This is a genomic window from Rhodococcus pyridinivorans (genome assembly GCF_900105195.1).
Lineage (GTDB): Bacteria > Actinomycetota > Actinomycetes > Mycobacteriales > Mycobacteriaceae > Rhodococcus > Rhodococcus pyridinivorans.
This window is the reverse complement of record NZ_FNRX01000002.1, coordinates 2,438,347-2,457,969: the sequence shown is the minus strand read 5'-3', so window position 1 is coordinate 2,457,969 and position 19,623 is coordinate 2,438,347. Positions and strand designations below refer to the sequence as shown.

The window sequence follows — 19,623 nt, the reverse complement described above, 5'->3', positions numbered from 1 at the left end:
ACCTGCCCTCGCCGCATCTCGCTCCTCACCGGGCACCGGCGTGCCCTCCGACCGGTCAGCTTAGCCAGCGGAATCCTGCGGTTGCAGAGCGTCCCATCCCAGGGCCGTTCCACCGAGCCGCTGGGCGAGCGAGGCCATGCGCGACTTCTCCTGCGCACAGTGCAGTGCATCGAGGACCTGCACGCGCTGCAGGATCACCGAGGCGCCCGCGACGGCCGCGGCTGGGACGTTCCCGTCGCCGGTCCCGGCCACGACGTAGCCGTCCTGCCCGGCCAGTTCCGCCGCCCGGTCCACCCTGTCGGCGGGCAGGGCGAGGTGGTGCCGCAGAACCGCCTCGTCCTCGGCCTGCCACACAGGTGTCGCCTCGGCGGCACGCTCGAGCGCCGTCGAACACGCCTCCGCGTCGTCGAAGGACGAGACGACCACGACCAGGTCGGGCCGGTTCGCGTCGAGCGGTTCGCTGCGCCGACCGATCAGGGACCGCAGCCACCCCCGAACACCCTTTCCGGTACTCATGTCACCACGATCGCACGTGACCTCCGCGACCCTCCGAAATGTCCCGTGTGGCACCCCTCCGAGCACCCGCCACCGAGTGCCCACCTGGAGAAATACAGGTCCGGGACCTGCACGGACGCGCCGATTTCGGCCCCGATTGCCCAAGACGTACTACGACGGGTCATACTAGCCAGCGTGACGAGCGCAGTAGGGACTTCAGGATCTGCAATCACACAGCGCGTGCACTCGTTGAACCGGCCCAACCTGGTCAGCGTCGGCACCATCGTGTGGTTGTCCAGTGAGCTCATGTTTTTCGCAGGGCTCTTCGCCATGTACTTCGTGGCACGGGCACAGGCCCCGGAGGGCATGTGGCCGCCCCCGCCCACCCACTTGAACCTGTGGTTGGCGGTACCGATCACCATGGTGCTGATCGCTTCTTCCTTCACCTGCCAGCTGGGCGTCTTCGCCGCCGAGCGCGGCGACGTCTTCGGCCTGCGACGGTGGTACATCATCACCCTCGGCATGGGCACCTTCTTCGTGCTCGGTCAGGGCTACGAGTACATCACCCTGGTGAAGGACGGCACGACCATCCCCGGCAGCGTGTACGGCTCGGTGTTCTACATGACCACCGGTTTCCACGGCCTGCACGTCATCGGCGGCCTCATCGCATTCGTGTTCCTGCTGTTCCGCACGAAGGTCAGCAAGTTCACGCCTGCACAGGCCACTGCGGCCATCGTCGTTTCGTATTACTGGCACTTCGTCGACATCGTTTGGATCGCGCTGTTTGCCACGATTTATTTCATCCGTTAGCCAGCTGAACGCCCAGGCAGCCCCCTGACGTCCAGTCCGTCCCGACATAAAAAAAGGGATACAGATGAGTTCATCCCCACCTCTCGCCTCCGAGGGTGACATGCCCGGTCGATCCTCTGCAGCCGATGCTGCGAAGTCCCGCCGCCAGCGCAAGATGCGCCGGCGCGTCACCGGAGCGTTGGTCCTTGCGCTCGGTCTCCTCAGCGCAGGCTTCATCGCCTCCGCGCTGACACCTGCCCCGCAGGTGGCTACAGCGCAGGACGACCAGAGCGCTCTGATCCGCGAGGGTCAGCAGCTCTACGAGACCTCCTGCGTGACCTGCCACGGTGTCAATCTTCAGGGCGTCCAGGACCGCGGTCCCAGCCTCATCGGTGTCGGCGAGGCCGCCGTCTACTTCCAGGTCTCCTCGGGCCGCATGCCGATGATGCGCAACGAGGCCCAGGCCCTCCGCAAGGACCCGAAGTTCGACGCTGCGCAGACCGACGCGCTCGGCGCGTACATCCAGGCCAACGGTGGAGGCCCGACGGTCATCCGCGACGAGAACGGCGAGATCGCCCAGTCGTCACTGCGCGGCAACGACATCGGACGCGGTTCGGAGCTCTTCCGCCAGAACTGCGCGTCCTGCCACAACTTCACCGGACGCGGCGGCGCGCTCTCGTCCGGCAAGTTCGCACCGAACCTGGATCCGGCCAACGAGCAGCAGATCTACACCGCGATGCTCACCGGCCCCCAGAACATGCCGAAGTTCTCCGATCGTCAGCTGACGGTCGAGGAGAAGAAGGACATCATCGCGTACATCAAGTCCGCCAGTGAGACGAGAGACCCGGGTGGCTACGGGCTCGGCGGCTTCGGCCCCGGTGCCGAAGGGCCGACCATGTGGGTCGTCGGCATGGTCGCCGTCGTCGGCGCTGCACTGTGGATCGGAGCAAGGTCATGAGTGGCGGCGAAACGCCGAACAAGCACACGGTCGAAGATCTCGACCGGATGAGCCGGGACGATCTCGTCACGCTCGGCACGAACCTCGACGGCGTCGACGTCGCGTTCCGCAAGGATCGCTGGCCCGTCGAAGGCACGCGTGCCGAGAAGCGGGCCGAGCGCAACGTCGCTTTCTGGTTCGCCCTCGCGGGCATCGCGGGTGTCGCGTTCATCGCGATCTACCTGTTCTGGCCATGGGAGTACCAGGGCATCGGCGACGAGAACTACGGCTGGTACAGCCTCTACACCCCGATGCTCGGACTGACCCTGGGTCTGTCCATCCTCGGCATCGGCGTGGGCGCGGTGCAGTTCACCAAGAAGTTCATCCCCGAGGAGGTGTCGATCCAGGATCGGCACGACGGCGGCTCGCCCGAGGTCGATCGCAAGACGATCGTCGCCGAGCTCTCCGACTCGCTCGAGACGTCCACCCTGCCGCGCCGTAAGCTGATCAAGCGCACCGCGATCTTCGGTGGTGGCGCGCTCGGCCTCGGTCTGATCATGCCGCTCGGCGGCCTGATCAAGAATCCGTGGGCCGAGGGTGACCAGTCGTCGCTGTGGGTGTCGGGCTGGACTCCGCGCTACCCCGGCGAGACCATCTACCTGCGTCGCGACACCGGCCGCCCCCAGGACATCGTCCTGGTGCGCCCGGAGGACCTCGACGCCGGCGGTATGGAGACGGTGTTCCCGTTCCGCGAGTCCGATCGCGGTGACGACCACGCTCTGCTGCAGAGCCTGCGCGGCATCCGCAACGCCGTCATGCTCATCCGCCTGCGCACCGAGGACACCGAGCGTGTCGTCAAGCGCAAGGGCCAGGAGAGCTTCAACTACGGCGACTACTTCGCGTACTCGAAGATCTGCACGCACCTCGGCTGCCCGACCTCGCTCTACGAGCAGCAGACGCACCGCATCCTGTGCCCGTGCCACCAGTCGCAGTTCGATGCGCTGGAGTACGGCAAGCCGATTTTCGGTCCCGCTGCTCGCGCACTGCCGCAGCTTCCGATTACAGTGAACGAAGAGGGCTTCCTGGTCGCCAACGGTGACTTCATCGAGGCACTCGGCCCGGCATTCTGGGAGCGTCGCCCGTGAGTACTGCAACCCCGTCCCGCGCCGCACAGATCGGCGAGAATCTCGATTCTCGCTACCACCTGTCCGCGGGCATCCGCCGCCAGATCAACAAGGTGTTCCCCACCCACTGGTCCTTCCTCCTGGGTGAGATCGCGCTCTACAGCTTCGTCATCCTGTTGATCTCGGGTATCTTCCTCACCCTGTTCTTCGACCCCTCGATGGCGCACGTCATCTACGAGGGCGTCTACACGCCGCTGCGCGGTGTGGGTATGTCCCGCGCCTACGAGACGACCCTGAACCTCTCCTTCGAGGTCCGCGGTGGTCTGTTCGTGCGACAGATCCACCACTGGGCAGCACTGATGTTCGCAGCGTCGATCGTCGTCCACCTGCTGCGCGTGTTCTTCACCGGTGCGTTCCGGCGTCCGCGTGAGGCCAACTGGGTGATCGGCTCGCTGCTGCTCATCCTGGCGATGTTCGAAGGCTTCTTCGGTTACTCCCTCCCCGACGACCTGCTCTCGGGCACCGGCCTCCGCGCCGCGTTCTCGGGCATCACGCTCTCGATCCCGATCATCGGTTCGTGGATGCACTGGGCGATCTTCGGTGGCGACTTCCCGGGTGAGCTGATCATCCCGCGCTTCTACGTCCTGCACGTGCTGCTCGTCCCGGGCATCATCCTGGCCCTGATCGCCGCGCACCTCGCGCTGGTCTGGTACCAGAAGCACACGCAGTTCCCCGGCCCCGGCCGCACGGAGCAGAACGTCGTCGGCGTTCGTATCCTCCCGGTCTTCGCCGTCAAGTCGGGTGCTTTCTTCGCGATGACCTTCGCGGTGCTCGCCCTGATGTCCGGCCTGCTGCAGATCAACCCGGTCTGGAACATCGGCCCGTACAACCCGTCGCAGGTGTCCGCCGGCTCGCAGCCCGACATCTACATGATGTGGACGGACGGCATGGCCCGTATCTGGCCCGCCTGGGAGCTGTACCTGTTCGGCCGGTACACGATCCCGCAGCCGTTCTGGATCGCGCTGATCATGGGCCTGGTGTTCGTCGTGCTCACGGTCTACCCGTGGATCGAGAAGAAGTTCACGAAGGACGACGCACACCACAACCTGCTGCAGCGTCCGCGCGACGTGCCGGTCCGCACCGGCATCGGGTTCATGGCCCTGGCGTTCTACGCCGTCGCCACGATCATGTGTGTCAACGACATCATCGCGTACAAGTTCGACATCTCGATCAACGCGACGACCTGGATGGGCCGCATCGGTCTCGTCCTGCTCCCGCCGCTCGCCTACTACATCGCGTACCGGTTCTGCCTGGGTCTGCAGCGCAGCGACCGTCAGGTGCTCGAGCACGGCATCGAGACGGGCATCGTCCGTCGCCTGCCGACCGGCGAGTACATCGAGATCCACCAGCCGCTCGGCCCGGTGGACGAGCACGGCCACCCGATCCCGCTGGAGTACCAGGCCGCCCCGGTTCCGAAGCGGATGAACAAGCTCGGCACCGCCGGCAAGCCCGGCTCCGGCAGCTGGTGGAGCCCGGACCCGGCCGACGAGGCCGCCGCTCTCGAGGCCGCCCACCACGAGGCCGAGCTCGAGCTGCGGAACACGCTCCGCGAGTACCAGGAGCGCGTCCACGGCAACGGAGACGGCGCAGCCCAGCTGCCCGACAAGTCGCAGCACTGATCCGCATCAGCGGCTCGTAACGGGGCCCCGGACCATCACGGTCCGGGGCCCCGTTCGTCGTTCGGGGGTTCTCCCATCCCCCACCGGATATCGTCCGGAGCGTACGTCTTGACCTTGACACTGTGACAAGCGCTCGAATGGGTCGTGAAGGAGGTGCCTCCCATGCGCACACATCAGGACCCGTCCACCCGCCTCGTCGAGGCCCTGTCCACCCGCCTCGTCGAGGCCCTGTCCGCCGACGACGCCTCCGTGCGTCTGCGCGCCGCACTCGAGTCGGGTACCGCACCCGATCCCGAAACGGTGACCGCTCTCGTCGACCGGTGCGCGGTGGAGCCGGACTTCTTCGTCCGCGACATGCTGACCTGGGCGCTGTGCCGTCTGCCGGCCGGGGTGACCGTGCCGCGTCTGCTCGCCGAGCTCGGTTCGGATGTCTCACAGGCACGCAGTCAGGCCCTGCACACGTTGTCGAAGATCGGCGATCCCGTCGCATGGCCGAAGGTTTCGGGGATGCTCCACGACGAGCACGACGAGGTGGCACGCAGCGCGTGGCGCGCGGCGGTCGCTCTCGTGCCACCGGGCTCGGAAGGCGGCCTCGCTGCGGCTCTCGGCGCCGAACTGGGCCGCGGCGACCGCGACCTACAACTGAGCCTCGGTCGCGCTCTCGCGGCACTCGACGAGGCCGCGGCGCCGGTCCTGGACACGGCGATGAACAGCCCCGACCCGCGCGTCCGCGCTCACGCGGAGGCCACCGAACGGATCCGCGTCGACCCCGACAGCGCGTTCGTCCTCTCTGTGGAGTCGGCGAAACGCGTCGCCGCACTCGGCGCCGACGGTATCCGGGAGTGAGCCGGTGCTGATCGGTGAGGTCTCGCGGCGCTCCGGTGTCAGCAGCCGCATGCTGCGGCACTACGACCGCCTGGGGCTGGTGACGCCGACTGGCCGTACCTCGGGCGGCTACCGCGAGTACACCGAGGACGACCTCAGGAGGCTTTTCCACGTGGAGAGTCTCCGGAGTCTCGGCCTGTCGCTGAACGAGGTCGGACGTGCGCTGGGGGAACCGGATTTCGCTCCGGCGGATCTGGTGCAGGAGCTGATCCGGCACACGCGCGAACGGATCGCCGCCGAGACCGAACTCCTCGCTCGTCTCGAAGGCGTCGACTCGGCCTCCCCCAGCGGCTGGGACGACGTCCTGCGCCTCGTCGCGCTGTTGCGCGCGTTCGAATCCGATTCCGGCTCCCGCCGCCAGCAGGCGATCCTGTCCCAGGACGAGGACACGACGCTGCCGGTCGCAGCGCTGGTCCGGGCGGCGCTGTCGGAGGAGGATCCGTTCGTCGCCGGCGCGCTGCGCTGGTCGCTCGCCCGAGCAGCGGAGGCATTCGACGCTGCGCTGCCGGCACTCGCGGAGGGCCTTCACTCCGACGAGGTGCCGGTGCGGCGACGGGCGATCGCGACACTCGCGGAACTCCGTGTGCCCGAATCGACGAGGCTCCTGGAGGGGGCCCTCGACGACACCGATCCCAAAGCACGTTCCACGGCGGCTCTGACGCTCGGGGCGCGAGGGGTGGACGTGGCCGTCCCCGTGCTCGTAGAGATGATCGTGGAGGGCCGGTCGGACGTCGAGGCCGCCGAGGTACTCGGCCTGCTCGCAGATCGGCCGCTGTCGTCCGCCGAGATCGTGCGGTTGCTGCAGCACGCGCTCGGCGGCTCGGACGATGCCGGTGCCCGGCTACGTCTCACGCAGGCACTCGCGGAGATCCCCGGGTCGGCCGCCGACGACGCGCTCGAGGCTCTGACCGACGATCCGAATCGTACGGTCGCAGCGACCGCGAGGGTCGTCCTCACCACGCGTCGGCCTCCCTGAAGAACTGAACCTCGAGAACGACGACGGAAACGACGCAGGCGCCGCACCCGAAGGTGCGGCGCCCGTGTGGTCGAGGGTACCGGCTCAGTGCTTCTCGGGTCCGATGTGGTACTCGAACACCAGGCCGGCTGCTGCCGCGATGATGAGCGCGACCGCGAGGACGATCATCCACGGCTGGTAGAAGGCCAGTGCGATGGCGGCGAACGCTGCTGCGCCGGCGAGCAGGATCGGCCAATAGCTACCCGCACTGAAGAAACCGAGGTCGCCCGCACCGTCGCTGATCTCGGCGTCCTCGTAGTCCTCGGGACGGGTGTCGAGACGACGAGCAACGAAGCGGAAGTACGTTCCGACGATCAGGGTCAGACCGGCGGAGAGGACGATGGCCGTGAGGCCGGCCCATTCGATGCCCTTGTCCGAGAGCCCGGTGAACACGCCGTACACGATGGCGACGAGCACGAAGAACACCGTCACGACCTCGAAGAGCTTGGCTTCGATCTTCATATCAGCACTTGTCCTTGTCGGAGGGGGTGGCCGTCACTCGCCTGCGGCGACGGTCGCCGACCGATCCGTGCGGTCGGTCTTGAACGGAGTCGTCGAGGTCGCGATCGGGCTCTGGCCGATGGCTTCGAGCGCACGAGCGTTCGACAGGCCTTCGCCGCCGTCCTCGACCGGCTTGCGGAGCTCGATGTACCGGGCGAAGTCCTCCGGGCTGACCGCGCGGACCTCGAAGTTCATCATCGCGTGGTAGGTGCCGCACATCTCGGCGCAGCGGCCGACGAACGCGCCCTCACGCTCGATCTCGGAGATCTGGAAGACCGGATCGGAGTTGTTCTCACGCGGGTTCGGGTTCACGTCGCGCTTGAACAGGAACTCCGGCACCCAGAAGGCGTGGATGACGTCGGAGGACGCCAGCTGGAACTCGATGCGCTTCCCGGTGGGAAGAACGAGCACCGGAATCTCTTCGCTGGTGCCGATCGTCTCGATCTTGTCGTAGTGCAGGTAGGACAGGTCCTCGGCGGGCTTGCCGTGGATCGCTCCCGGAGCCTCGTGCTCCTCACCCGATTCACCGTGCGCGGTGGACGGGTCGAACGGCTCCTGTGCGACTGCCGCCTCGGCGACCTCGTCGATACCGTTGTAAGGGGCCGTGCCGTCCTGCAGATCGATCGTCCGGTAGCCGAACTTCCAGTTCCACTGGAACGCCGTCACGTCGACCACGACGTTCGGGTTGTCTTCCTTTTCCAGGACGTAGTTCTGCACCACGACCGTGAAGTAGAAGAGGACACACACGGCGACGAACGGCGCCGCGGTGTAAGCCAGCTCGAGCGGCACGTTGTATGCCGTCTGACGCGGGAACTCCGGATCGTCCTTCCGACGCCGGTAGGCAATGATCACCCAGAAGGTGAGTGCCCACACGAGAATTCCCATGACGAGGGCGGCGACAACCGACCACGTCCACAGTTCACGCATACGCTCGGCCTGAGGAGTGATGCCCTCCGGCCAGCCGAAACGAAGGATTTCTTCGCTCGAGCACCCGGTCAGCACCAAGGCTGCAATGCCGAGTGATGCTGCGAGCCCGAACCGCCGAAGGATCCGACCTTGCGCCACGTTCACGCCTTCCTGATCGCCGCAATTCCACTAGGGCACACCCGGAGGGCCGGCCCAATTACTACGCAGCGTAGACCAAACCCGGGCGCTATCCATCGCCGGGGCACGAAGAAAGTGTCGGACTGGGCGTTTCGACCGGAAGACCCGGCTCGTGACGTCGGTTTTCTCCTGTCGGGCGAGTGATCGTCAGTGGCGTCCGGGCGCGGCTGCCCGATGTCGACCGTCTGCGGCATACTTCGGTAGAACCAACGCCGGACCCCGAGTGGTAGTTCCCGGTGTCATGCGCGGTGCGGTGTCCCGCGCTGGGCACCCACCGGGGTTCTTCGCGACACCCCCGACCGGAATGAGGTAACCCACGCGTGTGCGGATTGCTCGGGTTTCTGACCACTGACGGCACCAGCGACGACGCCGTCGCGAAGGTGGACTCCGCGATGCACTGCCTGCGCCATCGCGGCCCCGACGAGCACGGCACCTGGCACGACGCCGACCTCGTCTTCGGATTCAACCGGTTGTCGATCATCGACATCGCGCACTCGCACCAGCCGCTGCGCTGGGGCCCGCCGGAGCAGCCCGACCGCTACGCGCTGACCTTCAACGGTGAGATCTACAACTATCTCGAACTGCGCAAGGAGCTCACCGAGACGTTCGGTACCTCCTTCGCGACCGAGGGCGACAGCGAGGCGATCGTCGCGGCCTACCACCACTGGGGAGTGCGCGCGGTCCAGCGCCTGCGGGGTATGTTCGCCTTCGCGATCTGGGACACGCACACCCGCGAGCTGTTCGTCGCCCGCGACCCGTTCGGCATCAAGCCGCTGTTCCTCGCGACCGGCACCGGCGGTACCGCCTTCGGCAGCGAGAAAAAGAGTCTGCTGGAGCTCGCCGACGTGATCGGCATCGACACCGAGCTCGATTCTCGTGCGATCGAGCACTACACGGTGCTGCAGTACGTTCCCGAGCCCGAGACGCTGCACCGGCGGATCCGCCGCCTCGAGTCGGGCTGCTACGCGCGTATCACGCCCGGCGCCGAGCCGGAGATCACGCGATACTTCCATCCCACCTTCCCGGTCCGGCCGTTCGTGGCGGGCCGCGAACAGGATCGTTACCGCGAGATCGCCGAGGCCCTCGAGGACTCGGTGGCCAAGCACATGCGCGCCGACGTGACCGTCGGGTCGTTCCTCTCGGGTGGCATCGATTCGACGGCCATCGCCGCGCTGGCGATGCGCCACAACCCGAAGCTCATCACCTTCACCGCGGGTTTCGAGCGGGAGGGTTACTCCGAGGTCGACGTCGCCGCAGAGTCGGCGGCCGCGATCGGTGCCCGGCACGTGGTGCGGGTGGTCTCCCCCAGCGAGTTCGCCGCGGCTATCCCCGAGATCATCTGGTACCTCGACGACCCTGTGGCCGACCCGGCGCTCGTGCCGCTGTGGTTCATCGCCCGGGAGGCCCGCAAGCACGTCAAGGTCGTGCTGTCGGGTGAGGGCGCCGACGAGCTGTTCGGCGGTTACACGATCTACCGCGAGCCGCTGTCGCTGCGTCCGTTCGAGTTCCTGCCGCCGGCGCTGCGCCGGGCTGCCGGGAAGCTTTCGGAGCGCATCCCCGAGGGCACCCGAGGCAAGAGCCTGCTGCACCGTGGCTCGATGACGCTCGAGGAGCGCTACTACGGCAACGCCCGCAGCTTCAACGACGCGCAGCTGCGCTCGGTGCTGCGCGACTTCCGTCCGGAATGGACGCACCAGGACGTCACCGCCCCGATCTACGCGCAGTCTGCCGGCTGGGATCCGGTGGCACGGATGCAGCATCTCGACCTGTTCACGTGGCTGCGCGGCGACATCCTCGTCAAGGCCGACAAGATGACGATGGCCAACTCGCTCGAGCTGCGCGTGCCGTTCCTGGACTCCGAGGTGTTCCGGGTGGCGTCGCAGGTTCCGCTGGACCAGAAGATCACGAAACAGACGACGAAGTATGCGCTGCGGCAGGCGCTGGAGGGCATCGTCCCGCCACACGTGCTGCACCGCGCGAAGCTGGGCTTCCCGGTACCGCTGCGGCACTGGCTGGCCGGCACGGAGCTGTTCGACTGGGCGCACGAGGTGATCGCCGAGTCGCAGACCGATCACCTGCTCGACAAGGGCGCGGTGGCGAAGATGCTCGACGAGCACCGGACCGGCCCGATCGATCACAGCCGTCGTCTGTGGACGGTGCTGTGCTTCATGGTCTGGCACGGCATCTTCGTGGAGAAGCGCATCGTGCCGCAGATCCAGGAGCCGGCCTACCCGGTCGAGATCTGATCACCCGACCCGTACGCGACGGCCGCGAACATCCCCAGGGATGTTCGCGGCCGTCGCGTTTCCAGGATCGGGTGTTCCGCCGCTCAGGCGCCGAGAATCGCGCCGATCTCGTCGGCGGCGGCGGTGCCGTAGGCGTCGGCGAGACGCTTGAGGGCGTCGGTGCGGTCGAAGTTCCACTCCTGCGTGCCGGTGGTCTCGAGGACGTGCACCGCGACCAGCGAGCCCAGCTGCGCGGCCCGTTCGATGCTCAGACCGGAGCGGTGTCCGAGCAGGAAGCCGGCGCGGAAGGCGTCGCCCACACCGGTGGGGTCGACCTTTGCGCGCTCGGGCACCACACCGACCTGCACCTGGTTGCCGTCGCGGTCGACGATCGTCGCGCCGTCACCGCCGAGGGTGGTGATGCGCATGCCGACCTTCGTCTGCACCTCGTCCTCGGTGAGACCGGTCTTCTGCAGCAGCAGTCCCCACTCGTACTCGTTGGTGAACAGGTACTCGGCGCCGTCGATGAGCTGCTCGGCCTGCTGCCCGTCCAGGCGGGCGAGCTGCTGGGACGGGTCGGCGACGAACGGGACGCCGAGCCGGCGGCACTCCTCGGTGTGCCGGATCATCGCGTCGGGATCGTTGGCGCCGACGAGCACGAGGTCGACGCTGTGCTTGCTCACCACGTCGGCGATGGAGATCTCGCGGGCCTCGGACATCGCACCGGGGTAGAACGAGGCGATCTGCGCCATGTCCAGGTCGGTAGTGCACACGAAGCGGGCGGTGTGGGCGGTCTGCGAGATCCGCACCGACGAGCAGTCGACCCCGTGGTCCTCGAGCCAGGTGCGGTACTCGGTGAAGTCGGCGCCGACGGCGCCGACGAGCACCGGCGTTCCGCCCAGGACACCCATCGCGAAGGCGATGTTGCCGCCCACTCCGCCGCGCCGGACGACGAGGTCGTCGACGAGGAAGCTCAGGGAGATGTGCGCGAGCTGGTCGGCGAGCAGCTGCTCGGCGAACCGGCCGGGAAAGCGCATGAGGTGGTCGGTGGCGATGGAGCCGGTCACGGCGATGGTCACGTGGCTGAGCCTTTCCGCGGATGTCGATGGTGTGGCTGCTCACACGGAGAGCCGGAGCGGTCCCACGGTACTACCGCGGAAACGACGAAACCCCGGCGCCGTGAAGCGCCGGGGTTCCGAGGTGCGTTCTCGGTTCAGTTGAACGAGTCGCCGCAGGCGCACGACCCCGTGGCATTCGGGTTGTCGATGGTGAAGCCCTGCTTCTCGATGGTGTCGACGAAGTCGATCGACGCACCCTCGACGTACGGCGCGCTCATCCGGTCGACGGCGAGCGTCACACCGGCGAATTCTTTCGTGAGGTCGCCGTCCAGCGTGCGGTCGTCGAAGAACAGCTGGTACCGCAGACCGGCACAGCCTCCGGGCTGCACGGCGATACGCAGTGCGAGGTCGTCGCGGCCCTCCTGATCGAGCAGTGCCTTCGCCTTCGCAGCGGCGGCCTCGGTCAGGATGACGCCGTGAGTATCGGTCTCTTGCTGCACAGTCATGGGCGCTCCCTGTCGTTCGTGTCGAAACCCGATGGTTCAACGGTACCGCGCCGGAATCTATTCCTCGTGGACGAGTTGCGCCGAGCGTGGTATGGCGTGCGGAATTTCCCGCTTCTCTCCACTATCCCATAGCCTGGTGGTGTGAAGTTGCTACGCCGCGGTGGTTCCGACGACTCCGCCGATCACCAGGTTCCTGCGACCGAGGACTCCCCGGCCGCGACTCCCGACGATTCCGCGTCCGCGAAGGCGACGACCGGTAAGGGGCGTCCGACGCCCAAACGGCGCGACGCCGAGAACCGTCGTCGCGGTCCCGTCGCCCCCGCTCCCCTGACTGCGAAGGAAGCCCGCGAGCGCCGCAAGGCCGCGCGCAAGTCGCAGAGCAAGGAGGAGCGCAAGGCGGCCGCCGCGCAGCGTCGCGCCGACGCGTCCGAGCGTCGCAACCGGATGCTCGCGGGCGAGGAGAAGTACCTGCTCCCCCGCGACCGCGGCCCGGTGCGCGCCTACGTGCGCGACATCGTCGACAGCCGGCGCAATCTCGTCGGCCTGTTCATGCCGCTCGCGCTCGTGCTCATCATGTCGATGTTCCTCGGGCCGGTGGTGCAGCAGTACGTCACGCTCGCGATGTTCGTGATGATGTTCCTGATGATCATCGAGGGCATCTATCTCGGGCGCATGGTCAACAGGAAGGTGCGCGAGCGCTTCCCGGATTCGACGGACGGTGGCTTCGGCCTCGGCTGGTACGCCTTCGTGCGCGCCTCCCAGATCAAGAAGCTGCGTGCACCGCTCCCCCGGGTCGGCCCGGGCGACGCCGTCTGACCGTCCGGCGACCCTCAGTTGTGAGGCGACCCGCACACCACCGGCGGTAGCTGCCGGATCTCGGCCGCGGCCTGCATGTCCTGCGACATGCGGTGCCGCGGCCGAGTCGTCTGTGCGGGGCGTTCCCAGTGGAGCCCCCAGGGTGCACGCCGGACCCAGGCCGGCGCGGGAGCAGTCCGCCGGCGGAGCATCTCGAGACCGATGATCAGGGTGGACAGGACCACGACGGTGACGGTGAGTTCGATCATGTCTCGATCCTCCGACTGAACCCGATCGCCGAAAAGTGGCAGTGATGACGCATAACGTCGAATTTCTGCCAGACCGGGCGGTTGATAGCGTTCTCGCGTGAAGATCCGTCCGAGAGGTGACCTGTGACCAGCGGTTCCGATTCCCCCGCCGACGTCGAGTTCCCGCGCGTCGACCTACCCGATCTCGAAGCACGCGTCGCCGCCGAGGAACGCCAGCGAGATCTGACGAAACCCGCCGGCTCACTCGGACGGCTCGAGGAACTCGGGTGCTGGGTCGCCGCCTGCCAGGGCGAGGTCCCGCCCCATCCCTTCCGCCGACCGCGGGTCGTGGTCTTCGCAGGTGACCACGGCGTCGCACGCAACGGGGTCTCGGCCTATCCGCCGGAGGTCACCGCGCAGATGGTCGCGAACCTGTCCGCAGGGGGCGCCGCCGTGAACGTGCTCGCCGCCGCCGCGGGCGCAGGAGTGCGGGTCGTCGACATGGCAGTCGAGAGCGACACCTCCCCCGAGGTGTCCGAGTTCAAGATCCGCCGCTCGAGCGGCAGCATCGACCGCGAGGACGCGCTCACGCACGACGAGACGGTCCGCGCGATCGAGGCCGGCCGTGCGCTCGCCGACCGCGAGGTCGACGAAGGTGCCGATCTGCTCGTCGCGGGCGATATGGGAATCGGGAACACCACTCCTGCAACCGTTCTCATCGCCACCCTTACCGCCACCGAACCCGTGGCCGCGGTCGGCCGCGGCACCGGCGTCGACGACGCGGGGTGGATGCGCAAGGTCACCGCGATCCGCGACGCCATGTGGCGGGCGCGGCCCCACGTACGCAATCCCGTCGCCCTGCTGCGCACCGCCGGTGGCGCGGACTTCGCCGCGATGGCGGGATTCCTCGCGCAGGCCGCGGTCCGCCGGACGCCGGTGATCCTCGACGGAGTCGTCGTCACCGCCGCCGCGATGGTCGCCGAGGAACTCGCACCCGGCGCGGCACGCTGGTGGGTGTCCGGTCACCGGTCGGCCGAACCCGCCCACGCCATCGCGCTGCGTCATCTCCGACTCGAACCGATCGTCGACCTCGGTATGCGCCTCGGCGAAGGATCGGGAGCCGTGACGGCGCTGCCGGTACTGCAGGGTGCGGTCGCGATCCTCGCGCAGATGGCCACCTTCTCCGAGGCGGGCGTGAGCACCCGCGACGAGAGCGCTCCGGCGACCGCGGACTGATGATCCGCGCCTGGATCGGCGGGGTCGCGCTGGCCCTGTCGTGGTTGACGGTCCTGCCCGCGCGAGGCCCGTCGGAGATCGACCGGACGGTCGCCGGACGTGCGATCTCCGCGGCGCCGATCGCCGGTGCCGTACTCGCCGCCGCGACCACGGCCGTCTGCCTGGTCGGTTCCGCCGTCGAGACGCCACCACTGGTGACGGGCCTGGTGTGTGTCGGGGTGCTGGCGGTCGGCACCCGGGGAATGCACGTCGACGGCCTGAGCGACACCGCCGACGGTCTCGGTTGCTACGGCCCGCCCGAGCGGGCGCGCGAGGTGATGCACAGCGGCGGCGCGGGTCCCTTCGGTGTCGCGGCGCTCGTCGTCGTCCTCGGTCTGCAGGCCGCCTCGTTCGGTGCGCTCGTCGACACCGACGCGTGGGGGGCGGTCGGGTTCGCGGTCTTCTCGGGACGTGTGGCCGTGGTCGTCGCGTGCCGGCGCGGTGTCCCGGCAGCGCCCGGCAGCGGCTTCGGCTCGCTCGTGGCGGGGACGCAGGGTGTCGTGCCGATCACGGTGTGGACGGTGGCCGCGGTGGCACTGTCGCTCGTGTGCCTGCCCGGTCCGCTCTGGGCGGGACCGCTCGTCGTCACGGTGGTACTGGTCGTCGCGGTGCTTTTCGCCCGGCACTGCGTCGCGCGCTTCGGCGGCATGAACGGCGACGTGCTCGGCGCAGTCACCGAGGGCACGGTCGCCGCCGTCGCGGTGGCAGCGTCGGGGCTCCTCTAGATCGCACTGCGTCCGGAAACGACGAAGGGGTGCTGCCGGAATCGGCAGCACCCCTTCGTCGTCGTTCGTGGCTACGTCACTTGCGCAGCGTCGTCATCCACCCGTGGGTGTCGGCGAAGGTACCGCGCTGGATGCCGGTCAGGGTGTCGCGCAGGGCCATCGTGATGGGGCCGGGCTCGCCGTCGGCGATGGTGAACTCGCCGTCCTTGTCCTTGACGCTGCCGACCGGCGTGATGACCGCGGCGGTACCGCACGCGAATACCTCCGTGATCTCACCGCTGCCGGCCTTCTCACGCCACTCGTCGGTGCTGATGCGCCGCTCCTCGACCGAGAGACCGGAGTCCTTGGCGAGGGTGAGCAGCGAGTCGCGGGTGATGCCGGGCAGCAGCGAGCCGGACAGCTCCGGGGTGACCAGACGCGCGTCGGCACCCGACCCGTACACGAAGTACAGGTTCATGCCGCCCATCTCCTCGACGTACTTGCGCTCGATGGCGTCGAGCCAGACCACCTGGTCGCAGCCTTGCTCGGCGGCATGCGCCTGCGCGACGAGCGAAGCCGCGTAGTTGCCGGCGAACTTCGCGGCGCCCGTGCCACCCGGGGAGGCGCGCACGTACTCGCGGGAGAGCCACACGTTGACGGGCTTCACGCCGCGCGGGAAGTAGGCACCCGCCGGGGACGCGATGACGAGGAACTTGTACTCCTTCGCGGGCCGCACGCCGAGAGCCGGCTCGGTCGCGAACGCGAAGGGACGCAGGTAGAGCGAATCCTCGCCGCCGGCGGCGGGAACCCACTCGTTGTCGACCTCGACCAGCTCGGTGATCGCCTTCACGAACAGCTCCGGCGGCAGGTACGGCATCGCGAGCCGCTCCGCGGACCGGTTCATGCGCGCGGCATTGGCGGTCACGCGGAACGACGCGATGCTGCCGTCGGCCTGCCGGTAGGCCTTGAGACCCTCGAAGATCGCCTGCCCGTAGTGCAGGACCATCGCGGCCGGGTCGAGCGGGATCGGGGCGTACGGCTCGACTTTCGCGTCGTGCCAGCCGATTCCGTTGGTGTAGGTGATCGACACCATGTGATCGGTGAAGTGCTGCCCGAATCCGGGATTCGACAGAACCTCCTGTCGCCGCTCCGCAGAGCTCGGTGAAGGATGCTGGACGCGGGCGAATTCGAGGACACCTGTCATGGGGGACAATGGTACAACCGCCCGCAGAACCGTTATCTGGTGTGGTCCTCGACGAACGGCGGAGCCACCACTTCGGCACGCAGCGATCGTCCGCGCACGTCCACGGCCACTTCGTCGCCCGGCTCGAGTCCGGCGGAGGTGTCGAGGAGCGCGAGGGCGATGCCGATCTTGAGGGTCGGAGAGAAGGTGCCCGAGGTGGTCCGCCCGACCTCGTCGCCGTCGCGTCGCACGGTCAGATCCTGACGCAGGACGCCGCGGTCGAGTGCCCGCAGGCCCCACAGTTTCCGCGCCGGGCCCGCCTCCTTCTCGCGGAGCAGGGCGTCGCGCCCCCAGAACTGCGGCTTCTTCCAGCCCACGGCCCAGCCGACCCGCGCCTCGAGCGGGGAGATGTCGACGGACAGCTCGTGCCCGTGCAGCGCGTAGCCCATCTCGGTGCGCAAGGTGTCGCGGGCGCCGAGACCGGCGGCCTGGCCGCCCTGCGCACGGACGGCATCGAGCAGGGCGCGGAAGACGCGTTCGGCGTCGTCCCAGCGCGGCAGCACCTCGTAGCCCCGTTCGCCGGTGTAGCCGCTGCGGCACACGCGCACCGGAGCACCCTCGTACTCGGCGTCGGCGAAGCCCATGTAGGCGATGTCGGTGGGCAGGCCGAGCGCCTCGAGGACCTCGACGGCCTTCGGCCCCTGGACGGCGAACACCGCGTGGTCGCGATGCTGGTTCGTCACTGTGACGCCGGCCGGTGCCGCGGCGGTCAGCGCCTCGACGACCGCTGCGGTGTTGGCCGCGTTCGGAACGAGGAAGAGCTCGTCGTCGGAGACGTGGTAGACGATCAGGTCGTCGACGACACCGCCGTTCTCGGTGCAACACAGGGTGTACTGCGCCTTGCCGGGACCGATGCGGGTGAGGTCGTTGCTGAGCGTGGTGTTCAGGAACTGGGCGGCATCCGGTCCGGCGACGAGTGCCTTGCCCAGGTGGCTGACGTCGAACAGTCCCACGTTCTCGCGCACGGCCGTGTGCTCGGCGACCGTCCCTGCGTAGGAGACCGGCATCTCCCAGCCGCCGAACGGAGCGAAGGTCGCACCGAGTTCGACGTGCACGGTGTGGATGGGGCCCTGCTTCAGTTCCTCGTCGCTCATGGCGTACGACGCTATCCCACCGCCACCGTGTCCGACAGCGACGCCGGGCGTCGTTGTCATTAGGGTCGATTACATCGAGACGATTCCCCTCGCACCGAACGACGCCGCAAGAGAACGACTCGCTCGTTCCCGACCAAGCTCCAAGGAGATGCCCTGTGAGTGCACCCACTCCCGATCTTCCCGAACTCGTTCTCGCCGGTTCGGTTTCCAAACGAGCCGATGTCCTGGTGATCGGCGTGACCTCCGCCGACGGCACCCCCGAGATCCTCGCGGGCGACGCCCCGATCGACGAAGCGGTTCTCGGCGAACTGCTCGACTCCCTGGTCGCCGTGGGCGCGAAAGGCCGCGGCGAGGAGCTCACCCGCGTGCCGGCGCCTGCCTCCCTGCCCGTGACGAGCGTGCTCGCCGTCGGTCTCGGCGACGCCGACAAGATCGACGCCGAGCAGATCCGCCGCTCCGCCGGGGTCGCGGCACGCGCACTGACAGGTGTGGAGACGGTCGCGACCACACTGTCCGCCGTCGACCTCGGTGCCGCGGCGGAAGGTTTCGCGCTCGGCGCCTACACCTACACCGAGTTCCGGTCGGAGAAGTCCGCACCCAAGAAGGACGCGCAGGCGGTCGCGCGGGTGGAACTGCTCGTGCCTTCGACCCGCGACCGCGCGGCGAAGGCGGCGCTCTCCCGCTCCGTCGCGATCGCCGAGGCCGTCGCGACGGCCCGGAACTTCGTGAACACCCCGCCGAGCCACCTGTTCCCGGCAGAGTTCGCCGAGCGCGCGAAGGCACTCGGCGAGGCCGCCGGTCTGAAGGTCGAGATCCTCGACGAGAAGGTGCTCGAGAAGAAGGGCTTCGGCGGCATCGTCGGCGTCGGCAAGGGCTCGTCGCGTCCCCCGCGTCTCGTGCGCCTGTCCTACTCGTCGAAGAAGCGCAAGGCCCCGAAGGTCGCGCTCGTGGGCAAGGGCATCACCTTCGACACCGGCGGCATCTCCATCAAGCCCGCCGCCGGCATGGAGGCGATGACCTCCGACATGGCCGGCGCCGCCGCGGTCGTCGCGACCGTCGTGCTCGCCGCGAAGCTCGGTGTCGCCGCCGACGTCACCGCGACCGTGCCGATGGCCGAGAACATGCCGTCGTCGACCGCGCAGCGTCCGGGCGACGTGCTGACCCAGTACGGTGGAACCACCGTCGAGGTCATCAACACCGACGCCGAGGGTCGCCTGATCCTCGCCGACGCCATCGTGCGCGCATGCGAGGACGATCCCGACTACCTCATCGACACCGCGACCCTCACCGGCGCACAGATGGTCGCCCTCGGCACCCGGACGCCGGGCGTCATGGGTCACGACGAGTTCCGCGACCGCGTGGCCGCTCTGTCCCAGGAGGTCGGCGAGAACGGCTGGGCGATGCCCTTCCCGAAGGAACTGCGCGGTGATCTCGAGTCCCGCGTGGCCGACCTCGCGAACGTCTCCCCCCATCGGTGGGGCGGCATGCTCACGGCCGGCATCTTCCTGAAGGAGTTCGTCGCCGAGGGTGTGCAGTGGGCGCACATCGACGTCGCCGGCCCGGCCTTCAACACCGGCGGACCGTTCGGTTACGTCGGCAAGGGCGGCACCGGCGTGCCCGTGCGCACCATGCTCGCCGTGATCGAGGACATCGCCGCCAACGGATGATCTTCCGCACCGGTCCTCTCCCCGCCTGGCCCCGCCCGGGGCGAGGGAGAGGACCGGTGTGATCGGTAACAGCGGAACCCCGGTGTGAGGTGATCCGCCCCTCCCCGAACATCACCGAAAGATAGGTGCAAGGATGGGAGGGGCCATGCCTCGCCGGTATCGGCCCGACCGAACACGTGAACCAGCAGGCACGGGGTTCCTGGCCCGCGCACAATGGTCAACGACCACACAATGGTCGGCGACCACGAGTCGGTACAACTCAACACACACGAACACAAC

The 19,623-nt window shown here is 68.2% G+C and carries 19 protein-coding genes; 11 read left to right on the top strand and 8 right to left on the bottom strand.

Going from position 1 to position 19,623, the window contains the following annotated elements:
- Positions 1–60 precede the first annotated feature (60 nt).
- Entirely contained in the window at positions 61–516 is a 456-nt protein-coding gene (locus tag BLV31_RS11780; protein WP_006550007.1) for a hypothetical protein, read from the bottom strand.
- A 174-nt stretch (positions 517–690) separates the two neighbouring features.
- Between BLV31_RS11780 and ctaE the strand changes: the two genes are divergently transcribed.
- From ctaE to BLV31_RS11750, 6 genes are all read left to right on the top strand, one after another.
- A complete protein-coding gene (ctaE, locus tag BLV31_RS11775; RefSeq protein WP_006550008.1) occupies positions 691–1,305 on the top strand; it encodes an aa3-type cytochrome oxidase subunit III in 615 nt (204 codons plus the stop codon).
- 100 nt (positions 1,306–1,405) lie between these two features.
- A complete protein-coding gene (qcrC, locus tag BLV31_RS11770) occupies positions 1,406–2,242 on the top strand; it encodes a cytochrome bc1 complex diheme cytochrome c subunit (protein ID WP_183079267.1) in 837 nt (278 codons plus the stop codon).
- Positions 2,239–3,366, top strand: a complete 1,128-nt coding sequence (gene qcrA / locus BLV31_RS11765) for a cytochrome bc1 complex Rieske iron-sulfur subunit (protein ID WP_006550010.1) — start codon at positions 2,239–2,241, stop codon at positions 3,364–3,366. Before qcrC ends, qcrA begins: the two co-directional genes overlap by 4 nt.
- The gene (gene qcrB, locus BLV31_RS11760; RefSeq protein WP_024101297.1) at positions 3,363–5,024 is read left to right on the top strand and encodes a cytochrome bc1 complex cytochrome b subunit; all 1,662 of its coding nucleotides are present in this window, start codon (positions 3,363–3,365) and stop codon (positions 5,022–5,024) included. Before qcrA ends, qcrB begins: the two co-directional genes overlap by 4 nt.
- Positions 5,025–5,186: 162 nt before the next feature.
- Positions 5,187–5,870, top strand: coding sequence for a HEAT repeat domain-containing protein (locus tag BLV31_RS11755; RefSeq protein ID WP_064061350.1), 684 nt, complete (start codon positions 5,187–5,189; stop codon positions 5,868–5,870).
- A 4-nt stretch (positions 5,871–5,874) separates the two neighbouring features.
- Positions 5,875–6,885, top strand: a complete 1,011-nt coding sequence (locus BLV31_RS11750) for a MerR family transcriptional regulator (RefSeq protein ID WP_064061301.1) — start codon at positions 5,875–5,877, stop codon at positions 6,883–6,885.
- A gap of 84 nt (positions 6,886–6,969) precedes the next feature.
- Here BLV31_RS11750 and BLV31_RS11745 read toward each other — a convergent pair whose 3' ends face one another.
- Together BLV31_RS11745 and ctaC are read right to left on the bottom strand one after the other, a co-directional pair.
- The gene (locus tag BLV31_RS11745; RefSeq protein ID WP_006554396.1) at positions 6,970–7,386 is read right to left on the bottom strand and encodes a cytochrome c oxidase subunit 4; all 417 of its coding nucleotides are present in this window, start codon (positions 7,384–7,386) and stop codon (positions 6,970–6,972) included.
- Positions 7,387–7,419: 33 nt separating this feature from the next.
- Complete coding sequence (gene ctaC / locus BLV31_RS11740) at positions 7,420–8,496, bottom strand: aa3-type cytochrome oxidase subunit II (RefSeq protein WP_006554397.1); 1,077 nt, start codon at positions 8,494–8,496, stop codon at positions 7,420–7,422.
- Positions 8,497–8,849: 353 nt separating this feature from the next.
- Here ctaC and asnB point away from each other — a divergent pair, with 353 nt between their 5' ends.
- Positions 8,850–10,775, top strand: a complete 1,926-nt coding sequence (gene asnB / locus BLV31_RS11735; RefSeq protein WP_064061302.1) for an asparagine synthase (glutamine-hydrolyzing) — start codon at positions 8,850–8,852, stop codon at positions 10,773–10,775.
- Between the two features lie 83 nt (positions 10,776–10,858).
- On the opposite strand, the gene BLV31_RS11730 is transcribed toward asnB, so the two are convergent.
- Complete coding sequence (locus BLV31_RS11730) at positions 10,859–11,833, bottom strand: carbohydrate kinase family protein (protein ID WP_033097585.1); 975 nt, start codon at positions 11,831–11,833, stop codon at positions 10,859–10,861.
- Positions 11,834–11,967: 134 nt separating this feature from the next.
- The gene (locus BLV31_RS11725; protein WP_006554400.1) at positions 11,968–12,318 is read right to left on the bottom strand and encodes a HesB/IscA family protein; all 351 of its coding nucleotides are present in this window, start codon (positions 12,316–12,318) and stop codon (positions 11,968–11,970) included.
- Positions 12,319–12,459: 141 nt separating this feature from the next.
- On the opposite strand from BLV31_RS11725, the gene BLV31_RS11720 reads away from it, so the two are divergent.
- Positions 12,460–13,134 (top strand): DUF3043 domain-containing protein, encoded by a 675-nt coding sequence (locus BLV31_RS11720; RefSeq protein WP_024101301.1) that lies wholly within the window; start codon positions 12,460–12,462, stop codon positions 13,132–13,134.
- A gap of 14 nt (positions 13,135–13,148) precedes the next feature.
- Here the strand turns inward: BLV31_RS11720 and BLV31_RS11715 are convergent, their stop codons facing one another.
- Positions 13,149–13,382: a hypothetical protein gene (locus BLV31_RS11715; protein WP_064061303.1), complete on the bottom strand. Its 234-nt coding sequence runs from the start codon at positions 13,380–13,382 to the stop codon at positions 13,149–13,151.
- A gap of 123 nt (positions 13,383–13,505) precedes the next feature.
- On the opposite strand from BLV31_RS11715, the gene cobT reads away from it, so the two are divergent.
- Positions 13,506–14,597 (top strand): nicotinate-nucleotide--dimethylbenzimidazole phosphoribosyltransferase, encoded by a 1,092-nt coding sequence (gene cobT / locus BLV31_RS11710; protein ID WP_064061304.1) that lies wholly within the window; start codon positions 13,506–13,508, stop codon positions 14,595–14,597.
- The gene (locus BLV31_RS11705) at positions 14,597–15,361 is read left to right on the top strand and encodes an adenosylcobinamide-GDP ribazoletransferase (protein WP_064061305.1); all 765 of its coding nucleotides are present in this window, start codon (positions 14,597–14,599) and stop codon (positions 15,359–15,361) included. Before cobT ends, BLV31_RS11705 begins: the two co-directional genes overlap by 1 nt.
- A 76-nt stretch (positions 15,362–15,437) precedes the next feature.
- Here BLV31_RS11705 and BLV31_RS11700 read toward each other — a convergent pair whose 3' ends face one another.
- Both BLV31_RS11700 and gcvT read right to left on the bottom strand, forming a co-directional pair.
- Positions 15,438–16,544, bottom strand: a complete 1,107-nt coding sequence (locus tag BLV31_RS11700) for a branched-chain amino acid aminotransferase (protein WP_064061306.1) — start codon at positions 16,542–16,544, stop codon at positions 15,438–15,440.
- A gap of 32 nt (positions 16,545–16,576) precedes the next feature.
- Positions 16,577–17,677: a glycine cleavage system aminomethyltransferase GcvT gene (gcvT, locus tag BLV31_RS11695; RefSeq protein WP_064061307.1), complete on the bottom strand. Its 1,101-nt coding sequence runs from the start codon at positions 17,675–17,677 to the stop codon at positions 16,577–16,579.
- A 155-nt stretch (positions 17,678–17,832) separates the two neighbouring features.
- Between gcvT and BLV31_RS11690 the strand changes: the two genes are divergently transcribed.
- On the top strand, positions 17,833–19,344 hold the full coding sequence (locus BLV31_RS11690) for a leucyl aminopeptidase (protein WP_033097581.1): 1,512 nt from the start codon (positions 17,833–17,835) through the stop codon (positions 19,342–19,344).
- Positions 19,345–19,623: the final 279 nt, after the last annotated feature.